This window comes from Nocardia sp. NRRL S-836 (assembly GCF_001279525.1).
Classification (GTDB): domain Bacteria; phylum Actinomycetota; class Actinomycetes; order Mycobacteriales; family Pseudonocardiaceae; genus Lentzea.
Map to the genome: position 1 here is coordinate 93,634 of NZ_LGDY01000165.1, position 21,120 is coordinate 114,753.

Consider the following 21,120-nt stretch of genomic DNA (forward strand, 5'->3'; position numbering starts at 1 on the left):
TCCAGGTGGGGAATCCTCAACTCGGTTACCCCACAGACGTCGGTACAAACCTGATTTTTTCTAGCCCCGCACGGCATTCAGCTCTGCGCGCACATCTTGTGACGATGCGTCATCACGGTCGCCGATAATGGCCTCGGCTTCCTGCAAATGCGCTTCGCACTGCTCCGAGTCGCCCATTTCCTGGTGCACCTTTCCCAGCAGCACCAGCGAGTGCGCCAGGTTGTAGGTCGCACGCATGGACCGCAGCAGCCCGATCGACTCCTCGTAGAGCGCGACGGCCTCGGCGTGGCGACCGGCCCGCAGGTGCAGTGCCGCGAGCGACTCCAGGTTCCGGCACGTCACCGAGCCCGGCGCGCGGTCGCTCGCCCTCAGCACCGCCCTCGCCTGCTCACCGACCGCGAGCGCGCGGTCGTGGTCGCCGGCCAGCCCGAGGTAGTCACCGAGGGTGGCCAGGTAGTTCGCCCGTTCCACCTCGTCGGCGACGCGCTCTGCCTTGTCCCGCACCGCGAGCAGCGCCGCCACCGCCCTGTCCGGGCGGCCCTGGAACACGTGCACCTGGCCCAGTCCCCTGGAGAGCGTGACCTCGGCCGCGTCGTCGCCTTCGTCCAGCGCCAGCGCCGCCAGGAGGTGCCGTTCCGCCTGATCCAGCTCACGGGCGGCGATGCAGGTGCCCGAACAGGCGCGGTGCAACCGGGCCCGGCCCCAGCGGTCGCCCGCGCGTTCCGCCGCCGCGAGGCCCTGCAGGTTGAGCGCCTTGGCCGCGGCGAGGTCACCGGAGCGCAGGACCGGCAGGTGCATCGAGAACGCGAGCGCCCACGCGACGTCGTCGGCCTTCTCCCCCACCGCGTGCGTCACGACCCGCAGCAGCGTGGCCCGCTCCGCCTCGAACCACTCGCTCGCGGCGGCCAGGCCGGCGACCGGCACGACGACCGCGCGGGCGACCGGCGGCGGGACCGGCGGATCGGCGGCCACGGACCGCACCTGCGCCGCGGCGCGCATCGAGGTGTGCAGGTAGTGGTCGAACATCCGGCGCACCGCGGCGGCCCGCTCGGCTTCGGGCAGCAGGGCCGCGCGTTCGGCCGCGTAGTCGCGCAACAGGTCGTGCTGGCTGAACCGGCCATTCTCACCGGTCTCGACCAGGTTGCCGGCGACGAGCTCGTCGATCGCCTTGCGGGCCTGCGCCGGTCGCACCGCGGCGAGGCTGGCCACCGCGTCGACGGTGAACTCCGGCCCCGGATGCAGGCCGAGCAGCACGAACACCCTGGCCGCCACCGCGCTGACCGACCGCAGCGACCACGAGAACACCCCGCGGACGCCGGTCGCCGGGTCGTCGTCGACGTCGAGCGCGCCGAGGCGTTCCTGGTCGAGCTCGTCCGCCAGGGTGGTGAGCGAGTCGCCCCACACCGCGCGGGCCGCGACGATCCCGAGCGCCAGCGGCAACCCGCCGCAGCGCTTCACCAGCCGCCGCACCGCTCCCGGCTCCGCACCGACCCGCGCCGTGCCGATCCGCCCGGTCAGCAGCTCCACCGCCTGTCCGGCGTCGAGCACGTCGAGGTCGATCAGCTGCGCGCCCTGTCCCGTCACCAGCTCGCCGAGGCGGTTGCGGCTGGTGATCAGCACGAGGGGCGCGGTGCCACCGGGCAGCAGCGGCCGCACCTGCTCCGCGTCACGGGCGTTGTCGAGCACCAACAGCACGCGGCGCGGGGCCAGCGCCGCCCGGTAGGCCGTGAGGAGCGCGTCCCGCGACGACGGCACGGCGCCGGGTGGCGTGCCGAGGGCGATGAGCAGGTCGCGGGCCACCGAGACCGGGTCGACCGGCTCGGCCTGGACGTCGAACCCGCGCAGGTTCACGTGGAGCTGCCCGTCCGGAAACCGGTCGGCGTGCTGATGTGCCCACCGCACGGCCAGCGCCGTCTTGCCCACGCCGCCGATCCCGTTGATCGCCGAGATCAGCACCGGCTCACCGCGCCGGGCCTCCACCGCCGCGCCGATGCGGGCCAGCTCCCGTTCCCGCCCGACGAAGTGCCGGACGCCGGCCGGCAGCTGACGCGGCACGACGTCGGGCGGCACCTCACCGCCGAGCACCTGCCGGTGCGCCTCCCGCAGCCGGCGGCCGGGCTCGACACCGAGCTCGCGGGCCAGAAGACCGCGGACCTCGTCGTAGACCGCGAGCGCCTCGGCCTGCTGGTCCGACCGGTGCAGCGCCAGCACGAGCTGCGCCCAGAACGTCTCCCGCAGCGGGTGCTTCTGCACCAGCGACCGCAGCTCCGGCACGAGCACGGCGGTGTCACGCGTCAGGTCCTGGTCGATGCGGCGCTCCAGCACCGCGGCGTGTTCCTCCAGCAGGGCCGGCACGTCATCGCGGTGCAACGGCTCGGAGACCACGTCCGCCAGCACCGGGCCACGCCACAACGCCAGCGCGGCGTGCGGTTCACCCTGCTCGGCCAGCGCGCGGAACCGCGTGAGGTCGAGCTGTTCCGGCGCGATCTCCGCCATGTACCCGCCGCCGTGGGTGGTGACGCACCCGGCCGCTCCGAGGGCCTGCCGCAGCCTGTTCACGACCATCTGCAACGTCTTGTGCGCACGTTCCTGCGCCGGTGGCGCACCGTCCCAAAGCCGCTTCACCAGCTCGCCGACGGACACGACCTCGTTGGCGCGCAACAACAACGTGGCGAGCAGGACCCGGCACCGACCGCCCGGCACCGTGACCGGTTCGCCGTCGAGCAGCACCTGCAACGGTCCCAGCACCCGGTACTCGGCCTTCACCGCGCCTCGCCCCCGGCCTGGGCGAGCAGGTCGCGCACCCGGTCCAGCTGGTGCAGCTCGAACTCCACGTCCAGCGCCCCCTCGATGATCTGCCGCGCCTCGGTGAGGCATTCGCGCGCACGCCTGGTGTCACCCGCCGCGATGAGTGCCGTGCCGAGGAGGATGAGTCCGTCGGCCACGTTGCTGGCGCTGCGCATCTCCCGCCACCCCACCAGCGCCCGCTCGTAGGAGGCGATGGCCTCCGCGTGCCGGCCGAGGGCGAGGTAGACCTCGCCCAGGTTCTCCTGGTTCGCGGACGGCCCCTCGTCCTGGCCGTTGAACTCCGTCTCGGCGAACTTCTCGGCCGCCCGCAGGCAGAGTTCCAGCGCCCTGGCCCCGTCGCCCACTCTGAGGTGCGCCCTGCCGAACGCGGCGAGGTGCCGGCCCACCTCGTAGCTGTCGTGGTGGTCCTCGATGCGCGGGTGCACCTCGGCCAGCACGTCGAGCGCCTCCGCGTACCGGCCCTGCTTGTCGAAGCTGAACGCGAGCCCGCGCCGCAGGTGCGCCTCCGCGAGGACGTCGCCACCCGGCCGCGCACACCGGATCGCCTCGCGCAGGTGGAACTCGGCGGTGTCGTGCCGGACGCTGTTGATGTAAGTCGCGGCGAGCCTGCGGTGCATGATGCTCTGCGCGTCGAAGTCACCGAGCCGTTGCGCCGCCGCCAGTCCCAGCCGGTGCCCGTGCTCGGCCTCGCGCTGGTGCCCCTGCCGGGACAGGAACCCGTGCAACGCGTGCATCACCCGCCAGACGAAGTCGTCGGCCCCAAGCTCGGCCGCTCGTTCGACGGCGCTGAGCAGCACCCACCGCTCGGCCTCGAACCGGGTCCACGCCGTGTCCACGTCCCGCACCGGGTCGAGCAGCACCCCCGGCGCGGGCGGCCCGGTCACGGTCGGCGGGATGTTGAACGACAGCTGCTGCCAGCACGCGTGCGCGCTGTGCAGGTAGTGGTCGAACATCCGGCGCAACGCATCGGCCCTGACCCCGGCCGGCAGTGCGGCCGCTCGCTCCGCCGCGTAGTCGCGCAGCAGGTCGTGCTGCGTGTACCGGCCGTCCTCGCCGAGGTGCACGAGGTTGCCGCCGACCAGCTCGGTGAGCGCGCGGCGGGCCTGGGTCATCGGGAGCGCGGCGAGGCTCGCGACGGCGATGGCGGTGAAGTCCGGGCCCGGATGCAGGCCGAGCAGGACGAACACGCCGGCCGCGGTGTCGCTGACCGACCGCAGCGACCACGAGAAGACAGCACGGATGCCGGTGGTCGGGTCGTCGAGGTCGAGGGCGTCGAGCCGTTCCTCGTCGAGCTCGTCCGCGAGTGCCGTGAGCGAGTCGCCGTACGCCGCGCGGGCCGCGACGATGCCGAGCGCCAGCGGCAACCCGGCACAGCGCTCGACCAGCCGCCGCACCGCCTCCGGCTCGGCAGCGATCCGGTCGGCACCGAACCGTTCGGTGAGCAGCGCGACCGCCTGCGGCTCGTCGAGCACGTCGAGGGCAACCGGCTGGGCACCCTCCCTGGCCACCAGCCCGCTGAGCCGGTTGCGGCTGGTGATGAGCACCAGGTTGGCCGCCCCGCCGGGCAGCAACGGCCGCACCTGGTCGACATCGCGCGCGTTGTCCAGCAACAGCAGCATCCGGCGCTTGGCCAGCGCCGACCGGTAGGCCGCGACCAGCGCGTCATCCGACTTGGGCACCTCGCCGGGGTTCATGCCCAGCGCCGCCAGGAAGTCGCGGGCCACCGAGAACGGGTCGACCGGCTCGGCCTGGACGTCGAACCCGCGCAGGTTCACGTAGAGCTGCCCGTCCGGGAACCGCTCCGCCTGCCGGTGCGCCCACTGCACGGCCAGCGCGGTCTTGCCGACGCCACCGATCCCGTTGATCGCGGAGATCAGCACCGGCTCACCGGGCCGGGTGTCCATCATCTCGCTGAGCCGGGCCAGCTCCCGTTCCCTGCCGACGAAGTGCGGGACGCCGGCCGGCAGCTGGCGCGGCACGGCGCCGGCCGGAGCCTCACCGCCGAGCACCTGCCGGTGCGCGTCGCGGAGCCGTCGGCCGGGGTCCACCCCGAGCTCGTCGGCGAGGTGCGCACGCACCTCCTCGTAGACCGCGAGCGCCTCCGCCTGCTGGTTCGACCGGTGCAGCGCGAGCATCAGCTGCGCCCAGAACGTCTCCCGCAGCGGGTGCTTCCTGATCAACGACCGCAGCTCGGGCACGAGCACGTCGGTGTCGCGCGTCAGGTCCTGGTCGATGCGCCGCTCCAGCGCCACGACCTGCTCCTCCAGCAGCGGCGGCACGTCGTCGCGGTGCAACGCCTCGCTGACGACGTCGGCCAGCACCGGCCCCCGCCACAGCTCCAGCGCGGCCCGGAACTCCCCCCGCTCCACCAGCGCGCGGAACCGGGTGAGGTCGAGCTGGTCCGCCTCGACCCGGGCCGTGTACCCACCGGACACCGTCCGGACGCAGTTGGCCGCCCCGAGCGCCTGCCGCAGCCGCAGCACCACCGTCTGCAACGTCTTGTGCGCCCGGTCCGCCGCAGGCGGCGCACCCTCCCACAGCCGGTCCACCAGCTCATCGACGGACACGAACTCGTTGGCGCGCAACAACAGCGTGGCGAGCAGCACCCGCCCCCGACCGGCCGGGACCACGACGGGCTCACCGTCGGCGAGCACCTGCAGCGGCCCCAGGACGCGGTACTCGACGGTCACACCCCGAGAGTCTAGGTGTGCCGGTGATCTCACCGCCGGGAGCTGCCGTGACACGTGAAAGGCCCCTCCGCGGAGGGGCCTTTCACGGCGTTCGGTGTTCGGTCACAACCGAACACCGAACGCCCTTGCTCAGACGTTGAAGCGGAACTCCACCACGTCGCCGTCGGCCATGACGTAGTCCTTGCCCTCCATGCGGACCTTGCCCGCGGCCTTGGCGTCCGCCTTCGAGCCCGCGGCCACCAGGTCGTCGAACGACACGACCTCGGCCTTGATGAAGCCCTTCTCGAAGTCGGTGTGGATGACGCCCGCCGCCTGCGGTGCCGTGGCGCCCTGCGGGATCGTCCACGCGCGGGCTTCCTTCGGACCGGCCGTCAGGTAGGTCTGCAGGCCCAGCGTGTGGAAGCCGGCGCGGGCCAGCGAGTGGAGGCCGGGCTCGTGCTGGCCGATCGACTCCAACAGTTCGAGCGCGGACTCCTCGTCCAGCTCCAGCAGCTCGGACTCGACCTTCGCGTCCAGGAACACCGCGTCGGCCGGTGCGACCAGCTCGCGCAGCTCCTTCTGCCGGGCCTCGTCGCCCAGGACGCCCTCGTCGGCGTTGAAGACGTACAGGAACGGCTTGGTCGTCAGCAGGGAGAGCTCGCGGATCAGCGCGTGGTCCACCTCGGACTTCGCGGAGAACAGCGTGCGACCGGAGTCGAGGATCTCCTTGGCCTTCTGCGCCGCCTCCAGAGCGGGGCGGCGGTCCTTCTGCATCCGCGCCTCCTTCTCCAGGCGCGGAACGGCCTTCTCCAGGGTCTGGAGATCGGCGAGGATCAGCTCGGTGTTGATCGTCTCCATGTCGGAGGCCGGGTCGACGCGGCCGTCGACGTGGACCACGTCCGGGTCGTCGAACACGCGGATGACCTGGCAGATCGCGTTGGCCTCGCGGATGTTGGCGAGGAACTTGTTGCCGAGGCCCTCGCCCTCCGACGCGCCCTTGACGATGCCGGCGATGTCGACGAACGACACCACGGCCGGGACCTCGCGCTCGGAGCCGAAGATCTCGGCGAGCTTGGTCAGCCGCGCGTCCGGCAGCGGCACGACGCCGACGTTCGGCTCGATGGTCGCGAACGGGTAGTTCGCGGCGAGCACGTCGTTGCGCGTCAGTGCGTTGAAGAGGGTGGACTTGCCGACGTTGGGCAGGCCGACGATACCGAGGGTCAAACTCACGGGGGACGAGTCTACGGCAGCCGACGGTCGTGTCCGATTCCCGCGAGCCATTGCTCGTTGCCGCTGGCAGGATCGGTGCCATGGTCACTGGCACGGTCATCGACGAGGAGCACGCGTACCGGGTGTGCGCCGCACGGGACGCCCGGTTCGACGGGTGCTTCATCCACGCGGTCCGCACGACCGGCATCTACTGCCGTCCGTCGTGCCCCGCGGTGACCCCGAAGCGCCGCAACAGCCGGTTCTTCCTCACCGCGGCCGCCGCGCAGTCCGCGGGCTTCCGCGCGTGCCGCCGTTGCCTGCCCGACGCCACGCCCGGCTCGCCGGAGTGGAACCTGCGCGCCGACCTGGCCGCCCGCGCGATGCGGCTGATCAGCGACGGCGTGGTCGAACGCGACGGCGTGAGCGGCCTGGCCGCGAAGCTCGGCTACTCGGAACGCCACCTCACGCGCGTCCTCACCGCCGAGCTGGGCGCCGGTCCGCTGGCACTGGCCCGCGCTCACCGCGCGCACGCCGCCCGGTTGCTGATCGAGACGACCGAGATGGCGTTCGCCGACATCGCGTTCGCCGCCGGGTTCGCCTCGATCCGGCAGTTCAACGACACCATCCGCATGGTGTTCGCCTCGACGCCGTCCGACATGCGCGGCCGCGGCAAGGCACCGGTCGGCACACCGGGCCGGATCGTCCTGCGCCTGCCCTACCGGCCCCCGTTCGACGCCGTGGGCCTGCTCGCGCACTTCCGCGCGCACGCCCTGCCCGGCGTCGAGGAGGTCACCGAGGACTCCTACGCCCGCACCCTGCTGCTGCCCCACGGCGAGGCGACCGCGCGCCTGACGTTCCCGGCGGACCACGTCCTGTGCTCGCTGCGCCTGGCCGACGTGCGCGACCTGGGCGCGGCCGTCGCACGGGTGCGGCGCCTGCTGGACCTCGACGCCGACCCGGTCGCCGTGGACACGTTCCTCGGCACCGACCCGGTCATCGGCCCGCTGGTCCGCGCGGTGCCCGGCATCCGCGTCGCCGGCAGCGTGGACGGCGCCGAGACCCTGCTGCGCCTGGTCGCCCCGTTCGCGGGCGTCCCGCTGCAGGTCCCGGACGGTTCCCTGACCCACCTGTACTCGGCGGGCGACCACCCCGTGGCCGAAGCACTGGCGAACGGCAGACTCGCCGTGGACGTGGGCCGCTCGATCGAAGACCTGACCGAAGAGCTCGCACCCCTGGTCGGCAGGCACGTCGCCGACGAGGTGGCCATGCGGGTCCTGGGCGCACCGGACGTGCTGGTGCTCCCGCCACCCCTGCGCGATCTCGCCGCACACGGCCCGGACTGGCGGCCGTGGCGCTCCTACGCGAGCGCACACCTGACAAGGAAGGCAGCAACCTCATGAGCGTCGCACATTCGTCCACTGTGGACACCCCGGCGGGCCCGTTCACGGCCGTCGTCACAGCGGACGGCGCGGTGCTGGCCAGCGGCTGGACCGCCGACCTCGACCTGCTGACGCCGCAGATCCACCCGTCACTGATGCCGTCGGAGATCATCTGGCGCCCCGACCTCGGCACCGTGACGAAGGCCGTGCAGACCTACCACGAGGGCGACCTGACCGTGATCGACTCGGTCGAGGTGCGGCAGAAGTCCGGCCCGTTCCTGCAGCACGCGTGGGACGTCCTGCGCACCGTCCGCGCGGGCGAGCCGGTCACCTACACCGAGTACGCGGTCATGTCCGGCCGACCGGCGGCGGTGCGTGCGGCGGCCTCGGCCTGCGCGCGGAACTCCGCCGCGCTGTTCGTGCCGTGCCACCGGGTGATCCGGATCGGCGGGGACCTCGGCGGGTTCCGGTGGGGGCTGGACGTGAAGCGCTGGCTGCTGGCGCACGAGGGGTCGGAGGGGCAGGAAGGGTAGGAGGGGCGGGAGGTGGCAGGGCCGCGTGCCGGTCGGGGCGGACGCAGGTACGCGGGCCGAGCGGGGACGACGCACAGGCACGGACTGATCGAGGACGCGCAGGCGCGGGACATCCCGAGACGCGCCAGTGTGGACCGGCCAGACACGCGGCACAGGCAGCAGGCGCGCCTACCGGTCCGGACGCACGCAGATACGCGGGCCGAGCGGGGACGCAGCAGGTGCGGGCCGATCGAGGACGCGCCGGTGCGGACCGGCCAGACACGCGACACAGGCAGCAGGTGCGCCTACCGGACCGGGCACACGCACACACGCGGGCCGACCGGGGACGCAGCGCAGGTGCGGGCCAATGCAGCGCGCGCAGATGCGGGCTGACCGGGGACGACGCACAGGCACGGGCCGATCGAGGACGCGCCGGTACGGACCGGCCAGACACGCAACACAGGCGGCAAGTGTGTGTGCCGGTCCAGGCGCACGCAGGCACGCGGGCCGAGCGGGGACGCCGCACAGGCACGGGCCAATGCGGCGCGCGCAGATGCGGGCTGACCAGGGCCGCGCTGGTGCAGGGCCGATTCGGGACGCGCGCAGGTGTGGCGACACCCGGACCCGCGCGCCGCTGGTGCCGGTTGTGGTGCGGGCGGGGCGCCTGGTGCGGCCCCGACCGGCCGAGCGTTTCGCGGTGCTCATCGAGGCCTCGAACCGTCCCGCAGCCGCGCCAACCGCCCATCGGCCCGGCCTACCGTGGTCGCCCACGCAGCAGCGCGCCAGCCACCAGCCGCACGCGTCGACCGCAGGCCGACCCGTGCCCGTCGCCGAACAGCCTGCCGAGCCGCCGCTGACCGTCGCCGCAGCCGTTCCCCACCGACCCACCACAGCGGTCGCCGGGCAACCCACGTCACCGATCACCCGGCTCACCCACGACCGGCCGCCTGCCGACCCCACCACCGGCCGACCCCGCCACCAGCTACGCGTCGGCCGCAGGCAGACCCACCACCGGTCGCCGGACGGCCGCCACCAGCTACGCGTCAGCCGCAGGCGGACCCGCCACCGGGCACCGGGCGGTCGCCGCGCGGCGCGCGGGTGGGCTGGTCAGGCCAGGGAGACCTCCAGCGTCGAACCGGTTCTGGCCTTGCGCACGCGCAGGCGGGTCGGGATGCGTTGGCGGAGCTCCTCGACGTGGGAGACGAGGCCCACGACGCGGCCGCCGGCGCGGAGTTCGTCCAGGGTGTTCATGACGATGTCGAGGGTGTCGGAGTCGAGGGTGCCGAAGCCCTCGTCGACGAACAGGGTGTCGAGGAGGGCGCCGCCGGTCTCGTTGGCCACGACGTCGGCGAGGCCGAGGGCCAGGGAGAGGGAGGCGAGGAAGGACTCGCCGCCGGACAGGGTCTTGGCCGGGCGTTCGCGGCCGGAGTAGTCGTCGAGGACGTCGAGGTTCAGGCCGCCGCGGGTGCCGCGGGCGCCGGCGGAGTCGGAGTGGACGAAGCTGTAGCGGCCCTGGCTCATGCGTTGCAGACGTGCGGACGCGGCGACGGCGACCTCCTCCAGGCGGGCGGCCAGGATGTAGGAGCGCAGGGTCATCTTCTTGGAGTTCTGGCCGCGGCCGTTGATCACGTCGGTCAGCGCGTCCAGCTCGGCGTAGGAGGCCTCCAGCGGCTCCAGGGCCTTCCGCTCGGCGCGCAGGCGGGCGGCCAGCTCGCTCACGCGCTCGAACGCGCCGCGGGCGCGGGACAGGCGGGTGGCGGCCTCGGAGGCGTTCGCGCGGGCCGTGGCGGCCTGGGCGGTCACCTCGTCGAGGTCCACGCCGTCGGCCGGGTCGACCTCGGCCAGCTCCTCCAGGGTGGCGAGGGCGCTGGCGCGGGCGCGTTCCCAGGCCGCGATGCGGTCGTCCAGCGCCTGCAGCTTGGCGGCGGGGCGGGCGGCGGCCAGTGCGGCGGCCACGTCGGCGAACCCGGCTTCCGCGGCCAGTGCCGCGACCAGCGCCTCCTGCTCGGCCACGCGGGCCAGTGCGGCGTCACGGGCGGAGCGGCGGTCGGCCAGCTCCACGAGGGCCTTGGCCAGGCGCAGCAGGTGGTCGCGGCGGGTCAGCACGTCGTCGTGCTCGCCGCGCGCGGAGTCCAGGCGGGCGGCGCGGACCTCGACGGTCGTGGTCAGCGCGGCGTGCTCGGTGCGCAGGCCGACGAGGTCCTGCTCGACGCGGGACTTCTCCGCGCCCAGGTCGCGGGTCTTGGCCTCCAGCGCGACGAACTCCGTCTGGCGTTGCGAACGGCTGCGGGCCAGCTCGGCGGCGGCGCGGTGCTCGGCGACGACCGCGGCGGGCTCGTCGGAGCCGAGCACCTCCCAGCACGACTGGATGCGCAGCTCGGCGGCGTGCTGGGCCTTCTCGGCCGCGTTGCGCCGCTCGAGCGCGGCCTGCTCGTCGCGCGCGGCCACCTCCTCGTCGGCGGCGTCGACCCCGCCGAGTATCGGCTGGGCGGGAGCGGGGTGGCTGGGCGAGCCGCAGACCGCGCACGGCTTGCCGCGCTGCAACGCCGCCGCCAGCTCGATCGCCATGTTCTCCAGCCGCTGGTGGCGGACCTGCTGGAGCACGTCCTTGGCTTTCTGGTGCACGTCGATCGCCTGGTGCAGCTCGTTCTTGCGGGCCTCCAACGCCTTCAGCGCGCCGGGCAGCGCCTCGGCGGCGTCCGCCTTGGCCTTCAGGCCCTCCAGCCGCGCGGACGCCTCGGCCGCCGCGTCGAGCTGGGCCCGGCACAGCGCCAGCTTCTCCGGCAGCACCTCCAGCTCGGTGTTCACCGCGAGCAGGCGGCGTTCGACCTGGGAGGAGGCGTGCTTCAGCTCTGACAGGCGGCGCTCGTCGGCCTTCTGGCGTTCGGCCTCCGCCGCCAGCTCGCCCAGCCCACCGGCCTCCTCGCGGAACCGCTCGGCGTCCTCGCGCAGCTCCGTGCCGGTGTGACCCAGGCGCTGCAACGCCTCCGCGGCACGCGCCTCATCGCGCACCGCGAACTCGTAGGACTGCTGCAGCTTCGCGATCTCGGTGTGCGCGGGCACGACCGGGACGGCGCGGCGGGCGGCGTCGCGTTCGGCGAACCACGCCGCGGAGTCGGCGGCCTCGACGCGGGCCAGCAGGTCACGGGCCTCGCGCACGCGGCGGATCTGGTCGGCCTGCACCCGCGCCTGCGCCAGCAGCGCGTCGGCCGAGTCGGCGAGACCGGCCGTCTCCACCGACCGCTCCTCCAGGTCCTTCACCGTGCGCGACAGGCGGTCGAGCACCGACTCCAGCCAGTCCGGCTCGTCGGAGGGCTCCTCGCCGGCGGCCTCGGCGACCCGGTGCACCAGCTGGTTCGCGCCGCGGCGGCGTTCCTCCAGCACCCGGCCCGCCATCACGCGCCTGTCGCGGAACCACTTCTCGACGTCCAGGAACCGCTCGGTGCCGAAGAGCTTCTCCAGCAGCACCTCCCGCTCGGCCGTGTCCGACCGCAGGAACCGCGCGAACTCCCCCTGGGGCAGCAGGACCACCTGGAAGAACTGCTCGTACGACATGCCGAGCAGGTCCTCGACCGCGCGGGCCACGTCGTCGATGCGGGTGATGCCCTCGCCGTCCCAGCCCTCCAGCCAGGTGAGCGAGCACTTCGCGGGCTGCGTGGTGAAGCCGCCGCCGCGCTTCTTCGGCCGGTCGAACTCCGGCGAGCGCACGATCCGGAACCGGCGGGCCTGCACCGTCAGCTCCAGCGACACCTCGGTCGGCGTCTGCGGGTCGGCGTACTCGCAGCGCAGCTTCTTCACGTCGCCGCGCGCGCCCGGCACCCGGCCGAACAGCGCGAACGCCACCGCGTCGAGCAGCGTCGTCTTGCCCGCGCCGGTGTCGCCGTGCAGCAGGAACAGCCCGTCCGCGCCGAGCTGGTCGAAGTCGACCACCTCCGGCCTCGGGTAGGGGCCGAACGCGGTCAGCTCCAGGCGGTGCAGCCTCATTGCTCGCGCTCCCTCGCCACCGACGCGAAAGCCTCGCGCAGCAACGCCTTCTCCGCTTCCGACGGCTCGGACCCGCGCGCGTCGGAGACGAAGCAGCAGGCCACCTCCTCGTCGGTGCGGCCGCGCACCCGCTCGGCGTAGGTCATGGTGTGCTGCTGGCCCTGCTCCGGCCGCCACTCCACGTGCACCGCGTGCTCGAACCGCTTCTGCAGCTGCCGCAACGCGTCCATCGGCCGGACCGGGTCGGTCAGCACCACCGACAGGAAGTGGTCCTCCAGCGGTGTGTGCGCCGGATCGGTCAGCACGCCCTCCAGCGTGCCCGTGACCGTCGCGAGGGCCCGCGGCACCGGCAGGTCGCGCCGCTCCACGCCGACGAGCCCACCGGCGTCGAGCTCCACCAGCCAGACCGACTTGCGGTGCCGCGCCTCGGAGAACGAGTACGCGAGCGGGCTGCCCGAGTACCGCAGGTTGTCCGCCAGCGTCTGCGGCCCGTGCAGGTGCCCCAGCGCCACGTAGTCCACGCCCGAGAAGACCTGGGAGGACACGTCCTGCACGCCACCGACCGCGATGGTCCGCTCCGACTCCGACGGCGCACCGCCGGTGACGAACGCGTGCGCCAGCACCACCGACCGCGCCGCGCGACCGGCCAGGTCGGCCCGCACCCGCCGCATCGCCTCGGTCAGCACACCGGCGTGGCCCTTCTCCACGACTCCCAGGACGTGCCGCGCCGGTTCCGGTTCCAGGAACGGGATCCCGTACACCGCAACGGGTCCGTGCTCGTCCGCCAGCTCGACCGGCCTGGCCAGCTCCGCGATCGACGTCCGCAGGTGCAGCCCGCCGGCCGCGGCGAACTCGCCGAACACGCCGATCCTGGCCGCCGAGTCGTGGTTGCCCGGTGTGATCACGATCCGCGCCCCGGCCGCGCGGATCCGCATCAACACCCGCGCGCACAACGACACCGCGTCCGCCGACGGCACCGCGCGGTCGTACAGGTCGCCGGAGATGACCACCACGTCGACCTTCTCGGAGGAGACCAGGTCAGCGAGGCCGCCCAGCACCGACTCCTGCTCCACGAGGAGGTCGCGGCCGTGGAAGGTCCGCCCCACGTGCCAGTCGGAGGTGTGCAGGATCCGCATGGGCCCAACCGTAGAGACGGGGTCTGACAAATCTCCGCCAGGGTTCCCGGCGTGTCACCCGATCGAGTTCAACATCGATGGTGGAGCATCATCGGTGCCGTGACCGCAGTGATCATCACCGCCTCGCTCGTCCTGGCGCTCGTGTGCGCCGGGGCGCTGGTGTTCGTCTGGCGCCTGTACCAGGACGGCGTCCGCCGCACCGACGAGGCCATGCTCGCCATCCAGGCCGAACGCGCGCGCGTGGACGCGCAACAGGCGGCGTTGCAGCGCTACGAAGTGGCGTTCTCCAGCGTCTCCGGCCGCGGCGAGCTCGGCGAACAGGTGCTCGTCGAGACGGCGCGCGCACTCGGGCTGAGGGAGAACCTGCACTACACGCTGCAGACGGACGTGGCCGGCGGCGGCTCGGTCCGGCCCGACATGGTGCTCAACGTCGGCGGCGGCCGCGCGGTCCCGGTCGACTCGAAGATGTCGATGGCGACCTGGGCGGAGGCGGTCGAGACCGACGACCCGCAGGAACGCCAGGACGCGCTGCGCGTGCACGTCCGCAACATCCGCTCGCGGGCCGCGGAGCTGGCCGGCAAGGGCTACCAGCGCTGGGCCGACGCGATCTACGGCACGATCATGTTCGTCCCCAACGACGGCGCCGTCGTCGCCGCCCTGGACACCGACCCCGAGCTGCTGCGCTGGCTGCTCGACCGCCGGGTGTTCCTGTGCGGCCCGACCGGGTTCGCCGTGATCGCCTCCTCCGCCATGTTCGCGGTGACCGAACGGGCACTGGCCGACGACGTCGAACAGGTCCGCCTGCAGGCCGGCCGGGCCCACCGCGCCGCCGACAGCGCCATCGACGCGGTCAACCTCTCCACGACCCACCTGCAGCGCTTCCTGAGCGCGCGGCGCCGTGAGCTGGACGCCCTGGAGGGGTTCCGGGCCAGCGTGGAACCACTCACCGACGCCTCCGCCACCCCTACGCCCCTCCCGCTCGTCCGAAGGGCGGACGAACAGTCCGCATAAAAACGCACAGAGCGTGCAATGAGGTTGCTTCTGCGTGAGATAACCACGGACTGACGAACACCGAATGGCCGAACGGCTACCGTGTGCCTCGTGAGTGAGCTGCGTGACCGTCAGGACGTCCTCGACGAGGTCGAGGACTACGACGCCGTGCCGTGGAACTACCGGGCGATCGGCGGGTCGTTCAAGGGCATCCCGTGGTGGGCCGCGATCCTCTGCGCGTGGGTCCCGGCGGCCGTCAGTGCGTTCATCGACATCAACGCCACCAAGACCGTCGGCTGGACGTTCAACGTCGCGTTCTTCGCCGGTGCGCTCGCCGCGATCCTGCTGGTGCAGCGCCGCAGCCTGTTCGCGCCGATGGTGCAGCCGCCGCTCGTCCTCGCCGCCACCGTCCCGCTGCTGGTCCTGCAGACCGGCGAGGTGCAGAAGGGCGGCCTCGCCAGCATGGCGCTGGGCCTGGGCAAGCCGCTGATCGACAGCTTCCCGGTCATGGCGATCACCACCGCCGTCACCGTCGGGCTGGGCATCCTGCGGATCTTCCTGCAGAAGGACCCCAACCGCCCGACCGCCGACGAGGTCCGCGAGGCGAAGGCCGAGCTCAAGGCGCGCAGCAAGCCCGCACGCAAGCCCGCACGCGAAGAGGCTCCGGAGGAACCCGAGGAGCGTCCACGCCGCCCACGGCCCGAGGGGGCCCCTGCGCGTCGTCCGCGTCCCGAGGGTGCTCCGGCCCGCCGCCCACGTCCGGAAGGCGCCGCCCGTGGCGAGCGCCCGGCCGGCCAGCGCCGCCCCCGGCCGCCGCGCGAAGACCGCTGACCAGCCCGACCGGTCGTCCGGGATCGCACCCGGCAACCGCGCACAACGGATCGTGGTCGCTCGACGTCGACCGCACCCCCGGCTGAACGCAAGCGGGGCGCCCCCGCGCACCCTGAGGTGTGCTGGAGCGCCCCGCGGGCACTGCGGAGGACTAGCGGACGAGGTCCTTGCGGAGCTCGCGCGGCAACGCGAAGGCGATCTTCTCGTTCGCCGTCGTGATCTCCTCGACCTCGCCGAAACCGTGCGACTCGAGGAACTTCAGCAGCTCCATCACCAGGATGTCCGGGACCGACGCGCCCGACGTGACGCCGACGGTCTCGACGCCGTCGAGCCACGCCAGGTCGACCTCCTTGGCGTAGTCGACCAGGTACGAGGCCTTGGCACCGTGCTGCAGCGCCACCTCGACCAGCCGGACGGAGTTGGAGGAGTTCTTGGAGCCCACCACCAGCACCAGGTCGCACGACGGCGCCATGGTCTTCACCGCGGTCTGGCGGTTCGAGGTGGCGTAGCAGATGTCGTCCGAGGGCGGGTCCTGCAGCTCGGGGAAGCGGTCCTTGAGCTGCCGGACGCGCACCATGGTCTCGTCGACCGAGAGCGTCGTCTGCGACAGCCAGATCACCTTGCTCGGGTCGCGCACCTCGACGGTGGCCGCGTCCTCGGCGGTGTCCACGAGCCGCACGTGGTCGGGTGCCTCACCGGCGGTGCCCTCGACCTCCTCGTGGCCCTCGTGGCCGATCAGGAGGATGTCGTAGTCCTCCTTGGCGAAGCGCACCGCTTCCTTGTGCACCTTGGTCACCAGCGGGCAGGTGGCGTCGATGGTGCGCAACGACCGCTGCGCCGCCTCCTCGTGCACCGCCGGTGACACACCGTGGGCCGAGAACACCACGAGCGCGCCCTCGGGCACCTCGTCCGTCTCGTTGACGAAGATCGCGCCCCGGTCGGACAGGGTCTCCACGACGTACTTGTTGTGGACGATCTCCTTGCGCACGTAGACGGGCGCGCCGTACTTCTCGAGGGCGAGCTCGACCGTCTCGACGGCACGATCAACGCCCGCGCAGTAACCACGCGGCTTCGCCAACAGGACTCGCTTGGGCATGTCTCCAGGGTACCCAGGACCGTTCCTAGGCATTTGTCGCGCTGTTGCGGCAGGCTAGGACGCATGAAGCCACTGCCATTGGGTGTCCGCGTCGCCGCTGGGCTCGCGGTGACCGCCCTCGAACAGGCGCGGAAGCTGCCGCAGCAGCTGGCCGGACTCCCGTTGACCGTGGTCAGCGAGGCGATGCAGCTGTCCATGCGCGTGCAGCAGCATGTGACCGAACTCGCCATCAAGGGCGACGACGTCCTCTCCGGACTGAGGCCGGCCGAGGAAGAGCCGGAGTGGGCGACGTTCGACGAGGACGAGACGTCCGTCACGACTTCTCAGGAAACTCCCGCCGACGACCCGTGGGAAGAGGAGGAGCGCGCCCTCGCCGAGGTGCCGGAGTTCCTGCCCGCCTACGACGAGCTGTCGATCGCCCAGCTGCGCGCGCGGCTGCGCAACCTCTCGCTGGAGCACCTCGAAGAGCTGCTGCGCTACGAGCAGGACCACGCGGCCAGGCCCGAGTTCATCGGCATGCTCAACCGCAGGATCGCGACGGTCAGGACTCAGTGACCGACAAATCCACGCCGGAGAACCCGTGGCCGGTGCGGACGGTCGCGCGCAAGCTGCTCGACTGGATCAACCGGCTCGGCGAGGTCTGGGTCGAGGGCCAGGTCACGCAGCTCAACGCCCGCAGCTCCACGGCGTTCCTCACCCTGCGCGACCCGAGCGTCGACATGTCCATGTCGATCACCGCCAGCGCGGGCATGGTGCGCGAACTGCAGCTGACCGAGGGCAGCCGGGTGATCGTCCACGGCAAGATCAGCTTCTACCCGAACCGGGGCACGCTGTCGTTGCGCGCGGACGAGATCCGCGCCGTCGGCATCGGTGAGCTGCTCGCCCGCATCGAACGGCTGCGCAAGCTGCTGCACGCCGAGGGCCTCTTCGACCCGCGCCGCAAGCGCAGGCCGCCGTTCCTGCCGCGGAAGATCGGCCTGGTCACCGGACGCGCGTCCGCGGCGGAGCGCGACGTGCTCACGAACGCGCGCAACCGCTGGCCCGGCGCGCACTTCCGCGTCATCAACGTCGCCGTGCAGGGCCCGACCGCCGTCACCCAGGTGATCACCGCACTGTCCACTTTGGATCGCGATCCGGAGTGCGATGTGATCATCATCGCCCGCGGCGGCGGCAGCGTGGAGGACCTGCTGCCGTTCTCCGACGAGGCGATGTGCCGCGCGGTCGCCTCGTGCCGCACGCCGGTGCTGTCGGCGATCGGGCACGAGCCGGACACCCCGCTCATCGACCACGTCGCTGACGTGCGTTGTTCGACGCCGACCGACGCTGGCAAACGGGTGGTTCCCGACGTCGCCGAGGAGAGTGAACGGGTCCGCCAGATGCGCGACCGCGGCCGGCGCGCCCTGCACGGCTGGGTCGACCGCGAACGCAGGCTGCTCGACCAGCTGCGTTCACGACCTGTGCTTTCGGATCCGCACGGTCCGCTCGACCGCAGGTCCGAAGAGGTGAACCGGCTCCGCGAACAGGGCCGCCGAGCGGTCACGCAACGTCTCGACCGCGAGGACGTCCACCTCTCCGGGACGAAAGCCCGCTTGACGACCCTCGGACCAGCCGCCACGCTGGCCCGCGGATATGCCGTTGTGCAACTCGTCACACCCGACGGGCCGGACGGCGTGTTGCGATCTGTGACGGACGCCCCCAGCGGAACACAACTGCGGGTACGCGTCGTTGACGGTGCAGTGCGAGCGGTCGTGACCAGCGGCGCAGCCGATGCGGAAGGGGGAGGTACCGATGATGCGTGATGCCGTGTTCCTGCCCCTGACCATGGAGGCGGCCGGTGAGTGCGCGTCCGGTCTGCGGACGAAGGCGGAGGCGGCGAACAAGGCCGCGGCGGAGTGCTGGACGGAGCTGGTGGGCGACTGCGACACGCCGAGCCGCCGCACACTGATCCTCACCCTGCACGACCTGAGCGAGGCGACGGCGGGCACGGTGCAGTACCGGCGCGTCGCGGAGGCCGAGGCGCTCATCGACGAGGCGGTGCGAGAGGGTGACGGCGAGGAGTTCGCGGAGGCGCTGGTCGGCTACGACCTGGCCGTCGCGACCGTGCTGAGCCGTCTGAGGAGCCAGTCCGCGTGAGTTCGGAAGCACAGAAGGAAACACTGGGTTACGAAGCCGCCCGCGACGAGCTGGTCGAGGTGGTCCGCAAGCTGGAGGCCGGCGGCCTGTCGCTGGAGGACTCGCTCGCGCTCTGGGAACGCGGTGAGGCGCTCGCCAAGACGTGTGAGCAGCATCTCGCCGGTGCGCGCGAGCGAATCGATGCAGCTCTCGCCGTGGTCGAGGAGGACGTTTCGCAGGCGTGATCCCGTGCAAGGATTCAGCTGCCGATCACAAAATCCGGCACGCTGAGTAGTCGCATGGAGGCGCGCAATGGTGAACACCCCCGCGGAACGACGTCGCGAAGCCCCGGACCGGAACCTGGCGTTGGAGCTCGTGCGCGTCACCGAGGCCGCGGCGATGGCCGCCGGCCGGTGGGTGGGGCGTGGCGACAAGAACGGCGGTGACGGCGCCGCGGTCGACGCGATGCGCAAGCTGATCCACACCGTGTCGATGCGCGGTGTCGTCGTGATCGGCGAGGGCGAGAAGGACGAGGCGCCCATGCTGTTCAACGGCGAGGAGGTCGGCAACGGCGAGGGCCCCGAGTGCGACGTGGCGGTCGACCCGGTCGACGGCACCACGCTGATGTCGAAGGGCATGCCGAACGCGCTGGCGGTGCTGGCGGTGGCCGAGCGCGGCGCGATGTTCGACCCGTCCGCCGTGTTCTACATGGAGAAGCTCGCCGTGGGCCCGGAGGCGGCCGACGTCATCGACATCACCGCGCCGGTCGCGGAGAACATCCGCAGGGTCGCGAAAGCGAAGCACAGCGACGTGTCCGACGTGAACGTGTGCATCCTGGACCGGCCGCGGCACCAGGACATCGTGCGGGAGGTGCGCAAGGCGGGCGCGCGCATCCACTTCATCTCCGACGGCGACGTCGCCGGTGCGATCGCGGCCGCGCGGCCCACGTCGGGCGTGGACATGCTCATCGGCATCGGCGGCACGCCGGAGGGCATCATCGCGGCGGCGGCGCTGAAGTGCGTCGGTGGCGCGATCCAGGGCCGGTTGTGGCCCAAGGACGACGAGGAGCGCGAGAAGGCCATCGGCGCGGGCCACGACCTGTCGCGGGTGCTCACGACGAACGACCTCGTGGCGGGCGACAACGTCTTCTTCTGCGCCACGGGCGTGACCGACGGCGATCTGCTGCGCGGCGTGCACTACCGCGCGGGCGGCTGCACCACCCAGTCGATCGTCATGCGGTCCAAGTCCGGCACGGTGCGCATGATCGACGGCTTCCACAGCCTGCACAAGCTGCGCGAATACGCCTCGGTCGACTTCGACCTGCCCGACCACGTGCAGCAGCCGCTGCCGTAAAAGGCAACTGTGAACGCTGAGCGACCAGACGAGTGACCCTAGTCATCGAGTCACTTTTGTCCTTAGTTTCCGAACTGACCCCGGCAACCCTGCGCCGGGTTCAGGAAAGGAACTCAACGATGAGGGCACGTTCGTTGTTCTCCGCATTCGTCGTGGCTGCCGGCGCGCTGCTCGCGTCGGCCGTCTCGGCGACGGCGGCACCCGCCCCCACCACCGACGGCGAGGTCTCGCCGATGATCGTCGGTGGCGGCAACGCCACGCAGGTCTACTCGTGGATGGTCTCGCTGCAGAGCACCTCCGGCAGCCACTTCTGCGGCGGCACGCTGATCAAGGCCAACTGGGTCGTGACGGCGAAGCACTGCGTCCAGGGCTCCTCGGCCGCGTCGATCCGCACCCGGATCGGCACGACCAACCGCACCAGCGGCGGCACGGTCACCGGCGCGTCCCGGATCGTCACGCACCCGTCCGCCGACCTGGCGCTGGTGCAGCTGAACACCTCGGTCAGCCAGGCGCCCGCCCCGGTGGCGTCCGCGTCCGGCGCCGTCGGCACCGCCACCCGCATCATCGGCTGGGGCCAGACCTGCCCGGTGCGGGGTGCGTGCGGCGCCCCGGTCACCCTGCAGGAGCTCAACACCTCGATCGTGAGCGACACCCGGTGCTCGGGCATCAGCGCCGCGTCGGAGATCTGCACCAACAACACCGACGGCAACAAGGGCGCCTGCTACGGCGACTCGGGTGGCCCGCAGGTGAAGTCCGTGAACGGCCGGTGGGAGCTCATCGGCGCGACCAGCCGCTCCGGTGGCGGCGCGAACTGCGCCCAGGCTCCGTCGATCTACGTGGACGTCCCGTACTTCCGCTCGTGGATCAGCCAGTACGCCGGCACCGTCTAGGCACTGACGGCCGCTGAACGCGGCACGAGGGCCCGTCTCCCGATCGTCGTGGGAGGCGGGCCCTTCGCGTTGCACGTGACGCCGCGCAGGTCATCGCCTGACTCGTTCGGCCGGTGATTGAACTCACCCGAGGGTGGTTACCCCGCTACAG

Annotated in this window: 16 protein-coding genes; 10 read left to right on the forward strand and 6 right to left on the reverse strand. The window is 72.2% G+C overall.

What is annotated here, in order from left to right; genetic code table 11:
- Positions 1 to 60 precede the first annotated feature (60 nt).
- The 3 genes from ADL03_RS43070 to ychF form a co-directional block, all read right to left on the reverse strand.
- Entirely contained in the window at positions 61 to 2,766 is a 2,706-nt protein-coding gene (locus ADL03_RS43070) for an AfsR/SARP family transcriptional regulator (protein ID WP_053739443.1), read from the reverse strand.
- Complete coding sequence (locus ADL03_RS43075) at positions 2,763 to 5,498, reverse strand: BTAD domain-containing putative transcriptional regulator (RefSeq protein WP_053739444.1); 2,736 nt, start codon at positions 5,496 to 5,498, stop codon at positions 2,763 to 2,765. Before ADL03_RS43075 ends, ADL03_RS43070 begins: the two co-directional genes overlap by 4 nt.
- Positions 5,499 to 5,627: 129 nt before the next feature.
- Positions 5,628 to 6,707, reverse strand: coding sequence for a redox-regulated ATPase YchF (gene ychF, locus ADL03_RS43080; RefSeq protein ID WP_053739445.1), 1,080 nt, complete (start codon positions 6,705 to 6,707; stop codon positions 5,628 to 5,630).
- An 80-nt stretch (positions 6,708 to 6,787) separates the two neighbouring features.
- Between ychF and ADL03_RS43085 the strand changes: the two genes are divergently transcribed.
- Together ADL03_RS43085 and ADL03_RS43090 are read left to right on the forward strand one after the other, a co-directional pair.
- Positions 6,788 to 8,086: a bifunctional transcriptional activator/DNA repair enzyme AdaA gene (locus ADL03_RS43085; RefSeq protein ID WP_053739446.1), complete on the forward strand. Its 1,299-nt coding sequence runs from the start codon at positions 6,788 to 6,790 to the stop codon at positions 8,084 to 8,086.
- Positions 8,083 to 8,598 (forward strand): methylated-DNA--[protein]-cysteine S-methyltransferase, encoded by a 516-nt coding sequence (locus ADL03_RS43090; RefSeq protein WP_053739447.1) that lies wholly within the window; start codon positions 8,083 to 8,085, stop codon positions 8,596 to 8,598. Before ADL03_RS43085 ends, ADL03_RS43090 begins: the two co-directional genes overlap by 4 nt.
- Positions 8,599 to 9,684: 1,086 nt before the next feature.
- Here the strand turns inward: ADL03_RS43090 and ADL03_RS43095 are convergent.
- Together ADL03_RS43095 and ADL03_RS43100 are read right to left on the reverse strand one after the other, a co-directional pair.
- Positions 9,685 to 12,561, reverse strand: coding sequence for an AAA family ATPase (locus ADL03_RS43095; protein WP_053739448.1), 2,877 nt, complete (start codon positions 12,559 to 12,561; stop codon positions 9,685 to 9,687).
- Positions 12,558 to 13,697, reverse strand: coding sequence for an exonuclease SbcCD subunit D (locus ADL03_RS43100; RefSeq protein WP_053739449.1), 1,140 nt, complete (start codon positions 13,695 to 13,697; stop codon positions 12,558 to 12,560). The genes ADL03_RS43095 and ADL03_RS43100 overlap by 4 nt, the downstream gene beginning before the upstream one ends.
- A gap of 99 nt (positions 13,698 to 13,796) precedes the next feature.
- On the opposite strand from ADL03_RS43100, the gene ADL03_RS43105 reads away from it, so the two are divergent.
- Both ADL03_RS43105 and ADL03_RS43110 read left to right on the forward strand, forming a co-directional pair.
- Positions 13,797 to 14,708: a DNA recombination protein RmuC gene (locus tag ADL03_RS43105; protein ID WP_053739450.1), complete on the forward strand. Its 912-nt coding sequence runs from the start codon at positions 13,797 to 13,799 to the stop codon at positions 14,706 to 14,708.
- Positions 14,709 to 14,798: 90 nt separating this feature from the next.
- Positions 14,799 to 15,518 carry a DUF6542 domain-containing protein gene (locus ADL03_RS43110; RefSeq protein ID WP_197289152.1) on the forward strand — a complete coding sequence of 240 codons (720 nt, stop codon included), beginning with the start codon at positions 14,799 to 14,801 and terminating at the stop codon, positions 15,516 to 15,518.
- A 151-nt stretch (positions 15,519 to 15,669) separates the two neighbouring features.
- On the opposite strand, the gene ADL03_RS43115 is transcribed toward ADL03_RS43110, so the two are convergent.
- Positions 15,670 to 16,647 (reverse strand): 4-hydroxy-3-methylbut-2-enyl diphosphate reductase, encoded by a 978-nt coding sequence (locus ADL03_RS43115; RefSeq protein WP_053739452.1) that lies wholly within the window; start codon positions 16,645 to 16,647, stop codon positions 15,670 to 15,672.
- Between the two features lie 30 nt (positions 16,648 to 16,677).
- Here ADL03_RS43115 and ADL03_RS43120 point away from each other — a divergent pair, with 30 nt between their 5' ends.
- The 6 genes from ADL03_RS43120 (at position 16,678) to ADL03_RS43145 (ending at position 20,969) form a co-directional block, all read left to right on the forward strand.
- Entirely contained in the window at positions 16,678 to 17,169 is a 492-nt protein-coding gene (locus ADL03_RS43120; protein WP_053739453.1) for a lipid droplet-associated protein, read from the forward strand.
- The gene (gene xseA, locus ADL03_RS43125) at positions 17,166 to 18,413 is read left to right on the forward strand and encodes an exodeoxyribonuclease VII large subunit (RefSeq protein ID WP_053739454.1); all 1,248 of its coding nucleotides are present in this window, start codon (positions 17,166 to 17,168) and stop codon (positions 18,411 to 18,413) included. Before ADL03_RS43120 ends, xseA begins: the two co-directional genes overlap by 4 nt.
- Complete coding sequence (locus ADL03_RS43130) at positions 18,403 to 18,747, forward strand: hypothetical protein (RefSeq protein ID WP_082374030.1); 345 nt, start codon at positions 18,403 to 18,405, stop codon at positions 18,745 to 18,747. Before xseA ends, ADL03_RS43130 begins: the two co-directional genes overlap by 11 nt.
- Entirely contained in the window at positions 18,744 to 18,971 is a 228-nt protein-coding gene (locus ADL03_RS43135) for an exodeoxyribonuclease VII small subunit (protein WP_053739455.1), read from the forward strand. Before ADL03_RS43130 ends, ADL03_RS43135 begins: the two co-directional genes overlap by 4 nt.
- Positions 18,972 to 19,038: 67 nt before the next feature.
- The gene (glpX, locus tag ADL03_RS43140) at positions 19,039 to 20,079 is read left to right on the forward strand and encodes a class II fructose-bisphosphatase (protein ID WP_053739456.1); all 1,041 of its coding nucleotides are present in this window, start codon (positions 19,039 to 19,041) and stop codon (positions 20,077 to 20,079) included.
- A 119-nt stretch (positions 20,080 to 20,198) separates the two neighbouring features.
- Positions 20,199 to 20,969, forward strand: a complete 771-nt coding sequence (locus tag ADL03_RS43145) for a trypsin-like serine protease (RefSeq protein WP_053739457.1) — start codon at positions 20,199 to 20,201, stop codon at positions 20,967 to 20,969.
- Positions 20,970 to 21,120 lie beyond the last annotated feature (151 nt).